Source organism: Agilicoccus flavus (assembly GCF_014857905.1).
Classification (GTDB): Bacteria; Actinomycetota; Actinomycetes; order Actinomycetales; family Dermatophilaceae; genus Agilicoccus; species Agilicoccus flavus.
In genome coordinates, this window is record NZ_JACYXE010000001.1 from 163,915 (window position 1) to 175,226 (window position 11,312).

Consider the following 11,312-nt stretch of genomic DNA (forward strand, 5'->3'; position numbering starts at 1 on the left):
GCCTCACTGCGTCAGCCCACCCTGGCGGTCGGCCGGGCGCCCCATCTCGTCGGCCTGCTGACGCCGCTTGGTCTCCGCGAACGTCTGGATGGCCACCGGCACGGGCCCACGGCCGGAGTCGGCCCCGAACGGCCCCTCGGTGCCGCGCCCGTCGAGCCCGATGTGCTCCGACACGGCGCAGTCGGTCGCGAGCTCCTCGAGCCGGTGCGCGTCCTCCGCGTGCCCGGTGGGGATGACGTACCGCTCGTCGTACTTCGCGAGCGCGAGCAGCCGGTACATGTCGTACAGGTCCTCCTCGCGCATGCCGACGGCCTCGGCGATCTCTCCTCGCGGGTCGCGGCCGAGGTTGATGTCGCGCATGTACGAGCGCATCGCGGCGAGCCGCTTGAGCACCTTCTCGACGACGGCGACGTCGCCCGCGGTGAACAGTTCCGCGAGGTACGCGGTCGGGATGCGCAGCGTGTCGATGGCGGCGAAGAGCACGTCGTGGCTCTCGGGCGACTCGGGGTCGACCGCGACCTTCGTCACCTCGTCGACGATGGGGCTCAGCGGCGGGATGTACCAGACCATCGGCATCGTCCGGTACTCCGGGTGCAGCGGCAGCGCCACCTCGTAGTCGTGGATGAGCCGCCAGACCGGCGACCGCTGCGCGCCCTCGATCCAGTCGAACGGGATGCCGTCGCGCTGGGCGGCGCTGATGACCTCCGGGTCGTGCGGGTCGAGGAAGCAGGCGCGCTGCGCCTGGTAGAGCGCCGTGTCGTCGGGGTTCGCCGCGGCCTCGAGCACCTTGTCGGCGTCGTAGAGCACCAGGCCGATGTAGCGCAGGCGGCCGACGCACGTCTCGGAGCACACGGTCGGGATGCCGACCTCGATCCGCGGGAAGCAGAAGGTGCACTTCTCGGCCTTGCCGGTGCGGTGGTTGAAATAGACCTTCTTGTAGGGGCACCCGGTGATGCACTGGCGCCACCCGCGGCACGCGTCCTGGTCGACGAGGACGATGCCGTCCTCGGCCCGCTTGTAGATCGCCCCGCTCGGGCAGCTCGCGGCGCAGCTCGGGTTGAGGCAGTGCTCGCAGATGCGGGGGAGGTAGAACATGAAGGTCTTCTTGTATTCGAGCTGCACGGATTCGGCCGCCGCATCCCTGATCTTCCGGAGGACGGGGTCGTTCTTCGTCAGCTCGGGGGCGCCGCCGAGGTTGTCGTCCCAGTTCGCCGACCAGCTGATGTTCATCGGCTTGCCCGAGATGAGGGAGTACGGGCGGGCGACGGGCGTGTGCTCCTGCAGGGGCGCCTTGACGAGCGTGTCGTAGTCGTACGTCCACGGCTCGTAGTAGTCCTCCAGCGAGGGCAGGACCGGGTTGGCGAAGATCTGCAGGAGCTTCTTCACGCGCCCGCCGGCGCGCAGCTTGAGCCGCCCCGACGGCGAGACGACCCAGCCGCCCTTCCACCGTTCCTGGTCCTCGTACGTGCGCGGGTACCCCTGCCCGGGGCGGGTCTCGACGTTGTTCCACCACACGTACTCGGTGCCGGAGCGGTTCGTCCACGCCTGCTTGCACGTCACCGAGCAGGTGTGGCACCCGATGCACTTGTCGAGGTTCATCACCATCGCCATCTGGGCCATCACGCGCATCAGTACGTCACCTCCTGCGACCGGCGGCGGATGACCGTCACCTCGTCGCGCTGGTTGCCGGTCGGTCCGTAGTAGTTGAACGCCCACGAGAGCTGGGCGTAGCCGCCGACGAGGTGGCTCGGTTTCATGAGCACCCGCGTGGCCGAGTTGTGGATGCCGCCGCGCTTGCCGCTCGCCTCGGCGAGCGGGACGTCGACCGTGCGGTCCTGGGCGTGGTGCATGTACACCGTGCCGTCGGGCATCCGGGAGGACACGATCGCGCGGGCCGCGATGACGCCGTTGCGGTTGACCGCCTCGATCCAGTCGTTGTCGGCCACCCCGATCTTCGCGGCGTCGCCGGCGCTCATCCAGATCGCCTGCCCGCCGCGGGCCAGGCTGAGCATGAGCAGGTTGTCCTGGTACTCGGAGTGGATCGACCACTTGTTGTGCGGGGTGAGGTACCGCACGGTGAGACCCAGCCCGGGCAACGGGTTCCCGTCGCGACCCACCTGGCCCTCCCCGGACGAGCCCAGCTCGGGCTCCCCGAAGAGCAGGTGCATGTTGAGCGGCGGCCGGAAGACCGGCAGGCTCTCGCCCATCTCGGTGAACCAGTCGTGGTCGAGGTAGAAGTGCTGCCGCCCCGTGAGCGTGTGCCACGGCTTGAGCCGCTCGACGTTGACGACGAACGCGCTGTACCGGCGGCCGCCGTGCTCGCTGCCCGACCACTCGGGGCTCGTGATGACGCTCTGCGGGGCGGCCTGGGTGTCGGCGAAGGTGATCCGCTTGCCCTCCTCGCCCTCGGAGAGGTCGGCGAGCCGCTGCCCCGTGCGCTCCTCCACCTGCCGCCAGCCCTGGGTGGCGAGGCGGCCGTTGGTCGTCCCCGACAGGGCGAGGATCGCCTCGCACATGTCGCGGTCCCGGGCCAGCGACGGGCGGCCGTTCCCGGCACCGCCGCGCGCGAGCCCGTTGAGGTGTCCGAGACGCTCGATCTCCGGCTCGGGGTGGAACACGACGCCCTTGGTGGGCATCCCGAGCTTCTCGGCCAGCGGGCCGATCGACGTGAGCTTGTCGTACACCGCCGGGTAGTCGCGCTCGACGGGGACGAGCTTGGGCATCGTCACGCCCGGGATCGGCTCGCACTCCCCCGCCTTCCAGTCCCGCACCACCCCCTTGGGGTAGGCGAGCTCGTCGGGCGTGTCGTGCTGCAGCGGCGCGACGACGACGTCCTGGCGCACCCCGAGGTGGTCGACGGCGAGCTCGCTGAACCGCTTCGCGACGGCGTGGAACGCCTGGTAGTCGGTGCGGGTCTCCCACGGCGGGCTGATCGCCGGGTTGAAACTGTGCACGAACGGGTGCATGTCCGTGCTGGACAGGTCGTACTTCTCGTACCAGGTGGCCGCGGGGAGGACGACGTCGCTGAACAGCGTCGTGCTCGTCATGCGGAAGTCGAGCGTGAGCAGGAGGTCGAGCTTGCCCTTCTTCGCGTCGTCCCGCCAGACCATCTCCTGCCCGCGGTGGCCCTCCGGAGCCTCGTCCGCGCGCAGCGAGCTGTCGGTGCCGAGGAGCCATTCGTTGAAGTACTCGTTGCCCTTGCTGCTGCTGCCGAGCAGGTTCGAGCGCCAGACCGTGAGCACCTGCGGGTAGTTGCCCTCGCCGTCCGGGTCCTCCGCGGCGAACCGGATGGAGCCGTCCTTGAGCCCCGAGACGAGGTACTCCTTGACGTCGCGGCCCTGCTCGCGCGCGGCGTCGGTGTGCTCGAGCATGTTGCCCGACAGCGACGGGTAGCTCGGCATCCAGCCGAGGCGCGCCGACATCGCGACGAGGTCGGCGTTCGACTTCCCGGCGAACCGGCCCGAGCCGGTCGCCGCGGTCATCGCCGCCGCGTCGTAGGTGTCGTAGCGCCACTGGCCGGTGTGCAGGTAGAAGAACGCGGCGGAGATGTTCTGCCGCGGCGGGCGCTGCCAGTCGAGGCCGAACGCCATCTGCGCGAACCCCGTCTGCGGGCGCACCTTCTCCTGGCCGACGTAGTGCGCCCAGCCGCCGCCGTTCTTGCCCTGGCAGCCCGTGAGCGTCGTCAGGGCGAGGAAGGAGCGGTAGATCATGTCGGAGTGGAACCAGTGGTTGGTCCCCGCGCCCATGAGGATCATCGACCGGCCGCCGGTCTCGCGGGCGTTCTCGGCGAACTCCCGCGCGATGCGGATGCACTGGGCCGCGGGGACGCCGGTGATCGCCTGGGACCACTCCGGGGTGCACGCGCCCTCGGCGTCCTCGTACGAGGCGGGCCAGTCGCCCGGCAGGCCCGGGCGGGCGACGCCGTACTGCGCGAGGAGCAGGTCGTACACGGTCGTGACGAGCCGGCCGGCCACCTCGCGCACGGGCACGCCGCGACGCAGCGTCGACGGCGCGCCGTCCGGGGAGTCGAACCGCGGCAGGACGATCTCGACGGCGTCGGAGGCGTCGGCCCCGTCGACCACCGAGAGGCGGGGCCGGATGTCGCCGAGGTCGAGGTTCCAGCTCCCCTTGCCCTCCTCGCCGTACCGGAAGCCCATCGACCCGTTAGGCACGACGGGCTCCCCGCCCGCGGCGTCGTCGAGCACGACGGTCTTGAACTGCGCGTTCTCGCTTCGATCCCCCAGCTCGTCGGCGGTGAGGAACTTGCCGGGGCGGTAGGCGCCGTCCAGCTGTTCGAGGCTGACGAGGAACGGGAGGTCGCTGTACGCGGTGACGTACTCGAGGAACTCGGGGGTGTCCTTCTCGACGAAGAACTCGCGCAGGATGACGTGGCCCATCGCCATCGCCAGCGCCGCGTCGGTGCCCGGGGCGATGGCCACCCACTCGTCGGCGAACTTCGTGTTGTCGGCGAAGTCGGGGCTGACGGTGACGACCTTCTGACCCCGGTAGCGGGCCTCGGTCATGAAGTGGGCGTCGGGCGTCCGGGTCACGGGCACGTTGCTGCCCCACATGACGAGGTAGCCGGCGTCCCACCAGTCGGCGGACTCGGGGACGTCGGTCTGGTCGCCGAACACCTGCGGGCTGGCGGGCGGCAGGTCGGCGTACCAGTCGTAGAAGCTCAGGCACGAGCCCCCGATGAGGCTGATGAACCGCGCGCCGACGCCGTAGGAGGCCATCGACATGGCGGGGATGGGGCTGAACCCGGCGATGCGGTCGGGGCCGACCGTCTTGATCGTGTGCACGTGCGCGGCGGCGACGATCTCGGTCGCCTCCTCCCACGAGGCGCGCACGAGGCCGCCCTTGCCGCGGGCCGCCTTGTAGCGGGCGGCGCGCTCCGGGTCGGTGACGATGTCGGCCCAGGCGAGCACGGGATCGCCCAGGCGGGCCTTGGCCTCGCGGTACATCTCGAGCAGCAGGCCGCGGACGTACGGGTAACGCACGCGGGTCGGCGAGTACGTGTACCAGGAGAAGGCCGCGCCGCGGGGGCAGCCGCGGGGCTCGTACTCCGGGCGGTCGGGCCCGATCGAGGGGTAGTCGGTCTGCTGGGCCTCCCACGTGATGATCCCGTCCTTGACGTAGACCTTCCACGAGCAGGAGCCGGTGCAGTTGACGCCGTGGGTGGAGCGGACGACCTTGTCGTGGCTCCAGCGGTCGCGGTAGAACGCGTCGGCGCCGCGGCCACCCTCCCGGGTCACCGTCCGCAGGTCGCCGGAGACCGTGCCCCGCTTCGTGAAGAAGCGGCCCATCCGCAGCACGGCGTCGGTGGCCCCGGAGTCGAGGCCGGCCGGCGGTCGGTTCGTGGGAGTGGCACTCACGTTGGCTCCTTCGTCGGGCGGCATCTCGGGGACGAGACCTCCCCACGGACATGGAACCCGTCGTATCGCCCGCGCTCACGTGACCTAGGTCCCTGATTCCACCGGCCGGGTCCCCTTTCACTGGTGCTGGGGTGGGCGCCCACTCCGACCAGAGGCTCCCCACGACGAGCGAGGCAGACGCATGGACACGACCCGGGCCACCGACCGCGAACGCAGCGGCGGCGAATGGCTGAGCGACTGGGACCCGGAGGATGCCGCCTCCTGGGATTCCGGGATCGCCTGGCGGACCCTGTGGGTCACGACGTTCTGCCTCACCCTGGCGTTCGTCGCCTGGTTCCTCCCGAGCGCGATCATCCCGAAGCTCAACGCGCTGGGTTACACGTTCACGAAGGACCAGCTCTACTGGATGGCCGCCATGCCGGGCGTCGCGGCCGGGCTCCTGCGCCTCGTGTGGATGGTGCTGCCCCCGATGCTGGGCACCCGCAAGATGGTGGCCCTCTCGACGCTGCTGCTCATCGCCTCGACGCTCGGCTGGGGCGTCCGCGTCCAGCAGCCGACCGCGCCGTACTGGGAGCTCATGGTCCTCGCGTTCCTCGCGGGCATCGGCGGCGGCGTGTTCTCCGGCTTCATGCCCAGCACGTCGTACTTCTTCCCCAAGCGCCTCCAGGGCACCGCCCTCGGGCTGCAGGCGGGGCTCGGCAACCTCGGCGTCTCGCTCGTGCAGCTGCTGACGCCCTACCTCATCGCCATCGGCGCGCTGGCCGTCTTCGGCGGCAGCCAGACCATGACCACCGCGGGCCGCGCCGACCGCGAGGTCTTCTTCCAGAACGCCGCGTTCGTGTGGATCCCCCTCATGGTGATCGGGGCCGTCCTCGCCTGGCTGACGCTGAGGTCGGTGCCGATCAAGGCCAACATCCGCCAGCAGTTCGACATCTTCTCCAACCCCGACACCTGGTACATGACGCTGCTCTACATCATGACCTTCGGGACGTTCGCGGGGCTGTCGGCGCAGTTCGGCCTGCTCATGAGCAACCTGTACGGCTCGGGCAACGCGGCGATCGTGTCGGGCACCGGTGCCTCCGCGACGGTCCTCGTGCCGGGCTACGTCCTGCCCGACCCGGTCGCGTACGTCTTCCTCGGCCCGCTCATCGGCGCCGTCGCCCGCTTCGCGTTCTCGCCGCTGACCGACCGCATGGGCGGCGCGGTCTGGAGCCTCGTCTCGGGGATCGGCCTCGTCGCCTCGATCGCGTACACGATCCCGGCGCTGACCCCCGACCTGTCGTCGGCCCAGGCGCTGCAGGGCGGCTTCGACCGTTTCCTCTGGGGGATGCTCGCCATCTTCCTGTTCAGCGGCATCGGCAACGCCTCGACGTTCAAGCAGATGCCGATGATCTTCGAGAAGCGCCAGGCCGGCGGCGTCATCGGCTGGACCGCGGCCGTCGCGGCTTTCGGTCCGTTCTTCTTCGGGGTCGGCGTGACGACGTTCGGGCCGGTCGCCTTCTACGCGATCGGCATCGCCTGGGCGGTCATGTGCATCGGGATCACCTGGGTGCGTTACGCCCGACCCGGGGCGCCCAAGCCGGGCTGACCGGTCGGTTGCCGGGTGGTGCTGATGGTGGTGGCGCCGGGGTCCCGCCGCGTCAGGCCACGGGGTCGAGGCGCGCGAGGTCGCGGCCGACGAGGAACGCGAGGGCGATGTCGAACAGGTCCCCCGAGAAGGGGTTGCCCGCGTCGCAGGACTCCTCGTAGGTCTCGAAGACGTGCTCGACGTAGGGGATGCTCACGTCGGCACCGGGCGGCAGGGCGCCGACGGCACGGTCCGCGGCGAGCTGCACGACGAAGAAGCTGACGAGCACGCCGGCCTCGGGCACGTCGAGTGGCAGGCGTTCGCCGGTGACGACGTGGACGAGTTCCCGGTCGGAGTCGGTGAGTCGGTCGAGTTCGGCCGGGCCGAGGTGCAGCCAGCGCAGGTCACCCGCGACGGGCTCACCCAGTCCGGCGGCGGCCGCCTCGAGCAGCGGCGCGAGACCGAAGATCGTCGTCGTCATGGTGGTGCACCTCCTTCGTGCCGCGCTGGCGCGGCGATGTCCCGTCCCTATCGGCACCCCCCACCGACCCCTGAGCCCCCCGGCTCGAAATTTCCGTCAACCGGCCAGCGCCGGAACGGAATTGATGTCGCCACCCTAGCCACGAGCCGGCCGGGCGCAAGGGCCCGGCGCGGCGCGGCGCGTCAGCCTCCGGAGGCCGCCGGGGCCTGCTCACGAACGAGCTCGACGCGGGTGAGCGTCACCCGGTCGCCACCCGCGAGGGCCGACCCGGGGTCCGCGAGGTAGCCGTGGGCCCGCAGATCCGCCACGAAGTCGGCCGCGCTCCGGGCCCCGTCGGAGTCGAGCGAGGCCGACTCGGCGAGCCGGTCGAGGGCGTCGGCGCCCGTCACGTACTCGGGCACCTCGTGGGCGCGCTTCCCCTCCGCGTGTTCCCGCCCCGGGAACGACACGGTCATCACGTCCCGGCTCGGCCTGGTGGCGGCCCCGTCGAGTGAGGGCACGGGGTCGACGCGGTTCTCCAGGGCGCACACCTTGACGCCGGGTGGGGGCCGCAGGTCGGCCGACGGCGTCCCGGCCGTGACGACGTGGGTGACCGGATAACGGCGCATGGTCGGCTCGTTCGCCGCGGCGAGCGCGGTCAGGCCGCCCTGGCTGTGGGCGACGAGGGCGACCGGCGTTCCCGGCGGCACGCCGGCGGCCTTCAGGGCCGAGGCGAGCGCGCGGCTCTCGGCCGTGGGCAGGCCGCCGCGGCCGCGCAGGTTTCCCAACGGGTCGCGGACGTCCGTCCCCCGGCCCATGGTGGCCACGTCCCACGAGGACGTGCCGGGCAGGAGGACCACGGCCCTCGAGACGCTCTGCCCCGTGCGCGGATCGGTCCACTCCCGCCGGAGGACGTCGACGCGCCCCGCCGGCGGACCCGAGTCCGTGGGCCCTCCCCTGCCCTCGAGGGCGTCGACCAGCTGCGCGACCCGGGTCGGGGCGGGGCGGGACCCCAGGGGCTGGGCCGGGCCGACGACCCTGGCCGGGGTGTCCACCCAGTTCCTCGCGGCCACGGCGGCCGCGAGGGACTGCAGCGACGGGGAGGCGTTGGTCGCCGGGCCGGGCTTCGTCACGGGCGCTTGTTTCTCCGCCTGGACCTGAGCCTGCGTGCGCGGGCCCCGCCCTGCCTGCGCCGGCGCCACGGGCCCTCGGACCAGCGTCGCCACCGTCGCGGCGGGCAGCGCCAGCGCCGAGAGCCCACCCACGAGGTGGGACACGACCTCGGGCTCGAGGAGCGTCGTCGAGTTGACCGTCTCGGCCGCCTTGCGCTGCACGGCACCCCAGACCCCCGCCCAGGAGGGCGGCGTCGCCGGAGCGGTCGCGGTCCCCGTGGGAACGAGCGGCGTGGCCCCGTCGATCCCGGCCGCCGAGACCCACGCGGTGGAGGCCGTGAACAGCGCGCCGACCTCGCGGTGGACGCCGGGGTCGGCGGCCACCTCGCGGACCAGCCTCCCCGTCGCCGTCGCGGCCGCGGTGACCAGGGTGGGCCCGAAGAGCCAGCCGTCCAGCAGCTCGCCCCCGACGCGGGTGGTCGCCGCGAGGTGGCGCTCCCGCTCCTCGTAGGCGTCGACGGCGCCCAGGACGGCGTCGCCGAGGGCGGTCGGGTCCGACTGGCTGCCCCACGTCTGCAGGGTCGAGAACGCGAGGAGGGCCTCCACCCGGGCCGCCGTGAACGGGCCGGCCGGCGCGGACACCGCGAGCTCGGCCTGGGCCTCGCGCAGGACACTCCACAGGAACCCCGCCGACGACTGCAGCCCCTCGCCCGTCTGTCGGCAGTAGCGGCCCAGCTCGCGCGCCAGGTCGAGGTCCACCGCGATGCGAGCCTCCGGGCTGTGCTCGCCCCCGGCGATCCGCAGCCCGTCCGGGAGCTCATCCGGCACGGTGCACCCCGGCCTGCCCGACCCGCGCGAGGCCGGCGAGGGCCGACTGCTCGACGGCCGCGACGTGCTCGGTGATCGCGTGGGCCGCCGACCGCATCCGCGCCGCGTCCGCGACCATGACGGTGACGGCGTGGTCGACCTGGGCCTCGGCCCTTCGGCCGGCGGGTGACCGCCAGTCGGCCCGGCCCCACCGCTCCTGGATCGCCCGGCCGGCCTGCTCGAGCAGGTCGGCGTGGTGGGACAACCGGGGCGCCAGCGCCCGCAGCGTGTCGAGCGGCGGCGGTCCCGGCGGGGGCAACAGGTCGGGCACGAAGCCGGCGCCGGTGGCGGTGCCGGTGGCGGTGCCGGTGCCGGTGGGCAAAGGGATCGGGAGGGGAAGCGTCACGGGAGGTCCTCGTCTCGGTGCCGCGGCGGGAGCCGTGGCCGGCACCGGGAACGCTAGGGAGGCCGAGGGCGCCGCGGGGCTCGTCCACAGGCCGGCGCTACGGGCGCCCGGCCCGCCGCCGCGTCCTCCACAGGCGGATTCCGTCCACAGGCCGGGATCCGTCCACAGGAAGGACCCACCTGGTGGACTCGCTCGGGGGGAACGGTTTGAATGGGCAGGTCGTTCGTCACCGGGGGCCACCGAGACCGCGAGGCCGGTCCCCGGCTCCGGCCCGGACCCGGGCCGTCCGTTCCGTATCAGGGAGTGCCATGACCCAGCCGCTCACGCCGCCCCCGCCGTCGGCCGCGGCCGCCACACCGCTCACCCTCGAGGCGCCGGCGCCCACGCAGCCGGTGAATCAGACGGCGGCGCCGCGGATGGCCCCGGCCGTGCCCGCGGAGGCGGTCCCGGCGCTCGACCAGAAGGTCGACGGCTACCTCGAGTCGCTCGTCTCCGCGCCGGTGAAGTCACCGGAGTTCGACTCCCGGGCCGCCGACGTGCGCACCATGGGCGACGCCGATATCCGGCAGGCGGCCGAGTCGAGCAACCGGCTGCTGAACTCGCCCGTCAAGGCGATGACCTCGGGTGGGCTGTCGCAGGGGTCCAAGGTCGGCAAGACGCTCGTGGACCTGCGCCGCACCGTCCAGGACCTCGACCCGGGGCAGGCCAAGGGCACGAAGAAGATCCTCGGCATGATCCCGTTCGGCGACAAGGTCACCGACTACTTCCGCAAGTACGAGTCGGCGCAGAAGCAGCTCGACGGCATCCTCCACGCCCTGCGCAGCGGTCAGGACGAGCTCAACAAGGACAACGCGGCGCTCAACATGGAGAAGCAGTCCCTGTGGGACTCCATGGGCCGGCTCAACCAGTACGTCTACATGACCGAGCGCCTCGACACCCGCCTCGCGGCGCACATCGCCGAGCTCGACGCCACCGACCCCGAGAAGGCCAAGGCGCTGCGCGAGGACGTCCTGTTCTACGTGCGGCAGAAGCACCAGGACCTGCTCACCCAGCTCGCCGTGTCGATCCAGAACTACCTGGCCATCGACATCGTCATCAAGAACAACATCGAGCTCGTCAAGGGCGTCGACCGGGCGTCGACCACGACGGTCTCGGCGCTGCGCACGGCGGTCATCGTCGCGCAGGCCCTCAACAACCAGAAGCTCGTCCTCGAGCAGATCACCGCCCTCAACACGACGACGAGCAACCTCATCCAGTCGACCTCCGAGATGCTGCGCGACAACTCCGTCGCCATCCAGCAGCAGGCGGCGAGCGCGACGATCGGGCTGCCCCAGCTCCAGGCCGCCTTCGCCAACATCTACGAGACGATGGACACCATCGACGCCTTCAAGATCGAGGCCCTCGACAACATGGCCGCCACGATCGGCGTGCTGGAGTCCGAGGTGGGCAAGTCCCGCACCTACCTCGACCGCGTCGCGACCAGCGACCGTCGCAGCAAGGAGGGGACCCTCGATCTTGGCGGCGGGCAACGCATCTAGCCTGAGGCAGGATCGGCGGCCCGCGACGCGGGACGAGCAGCACGACG

At 71.8% G+C, this 11,312-nt stretch carries 7 protein-coding genes; 2 read left to right on the top strand and 5 right to left on the bottom strand.

Going from position 1 to position 11,312, the window contains the following annotated elements; all coding sequences use genetic code 11:
* Positions 1 to 3: 3 nt before the first annotated feature.
* Positions 4 to 1,629, bottom strand: coding sequence for a nitrate reductase subunit beta (gene narH / locus ICW24_RS00710; RefSeq protein WP_226343797.1), 1,626 nt, complete (start codon positions 1,627 to 1,629; stop codon positions 4 to 6).
* Positions 1,629 to 5,306, bottom strand: coding sequence for a nitrate reductase subunit alpha (locus ICW24_RS00715; protein WP_226344323.1), 3,678 nt, complete (start codon positions 5,304 to 5,306; stop codon positions 1,629 to 1,631). The genes narH and ICW24_RS00715 overlap by 1 nt, the downstream gene beginning before the upstream one ends.
* A 250-nt stretch (positions 5,307 to 5,556) precedes the next feature.
* Here ICW24_RS00715 and ICW24_RS00720 point away from each other — a divergent pair, with 250 nt between their 5' ends.
* Positions 5,557 to 6,963: an MFS transporter gene (locus tag ICW24_RS00720; RefSeq protein ID WP_226343798.1), complete on the top strand. Its 1,407-nt coding sequence runs from the start codon at positions 5,557 to 5,559 to the stop codon at positions 6,961 to 6,963.
* Positions 6,964 to 7,015: 52 nt separating this feature from the next.
* On the opposite strand, the gene ICW24_RS00725 is transcribed toward ICW24_RS00720, so the two are convergent.
* From ICW24_RS00725 to ICW24_RS00735, 3 genes are all read right to left on the bottom strand, one after another.
* Positions 7,016 to 7,423 carry a hypothetical protein gene (locus ICW24_RS00725; RefSeq protein WP_226343799.1) on the bottom strand — a complete coding sequence of 136 codons (408 nt, stop codon included), beginning with the start codon at positions 7,421 to 7,423 and terminating at the stop codon, positions 7,016 to 7,018.
* A gap of 182 nt (positions 7,424 to 7,605) precedes the next feature.
* On the bottom strand, positions 7,606 to 9,342 hold the full coding sequence (locus tag ICW24_RS00730; RefSeq protein WP_226343800.1) for a hypothetical protein: 1,737 nt from the start codon (positions 9,340 to 9,342) through the stop codon (positions 7,606 to 7,608).
* The gene (locus ICW24_RS00735; RefSeq protein WP_226343801.1) at positions 9,332 to 9,727 is read right to left on the bottom strand and encodes a hypothetical protein; all 396 of its coding nucleotides are present in this window, start codon (positions 9,725 to 9,727) and stop codon (positions 9,332 to 9,334) included. The genes ICW24_RS00730 and ICW24_RS00735 overlap by 11 nt, the downstream gene beginning before the upstream one ends.
* 308 nt (positions 9,728 to 10,035) lie before the next feature.
* Here ICW24_RS00735 and ICW24_RS00740 point away from each other — a divergent pair, with 308 nt between their 5' ends.
* On the top strand, positions 10,036 to 11,265 hold the full coding sequence (locus ICW24_RS00740; protein WP_226343802.1) for a toxic anion resistance protein: 1,230 nt from the start codon (positions 10,036 to 10,038) through the stop codon (positions 11,263 to 11,265).
* The last annotated feature ends 47 nt before the right edge of the window (positions 11,266 to 11,312 follow it).

Excerpts from the sequence above, each read along its gene's own strand:
- narH (WP_226343797.1), bottom strand. The coding sequence starts at position 1,629 with ATGCGCGTGATGGCCCAGATGGCGATGGTGATGAACCTCGACAAGTGC.
- ICW24_RS00715 (WP_226344323.1), bottom strand. The coding sequence starts at position 5,306 with ATGGGCCGCTTCTTCACGAAGCGGGGCACGGTCTCCGGCGACCTGCGG.
- ICW24_RS00720 (WP_226343798.1), top strand. The coding sequence starts at position 5,557 with ATGGACACGACCCGGGCCACCGACCGCGAACGCAGCGGCGGCGAATGG.
- ICW24_RS00725 (WP_226343799.1), bottom strand. The coding sequence starts at position 7,423 with ATGACGACGACGATCTTCGGTCTCGCGCCGCTGCTCGAGGCGGCCGCC.
- ICW24_RS00740 (WP_226343802.1), top strand. The coding sequence starts at position 10,036 with ATGACCCAGCCGCTCACGCCGCCCCCGCCGTCGGCCGCGGCCGCCACA.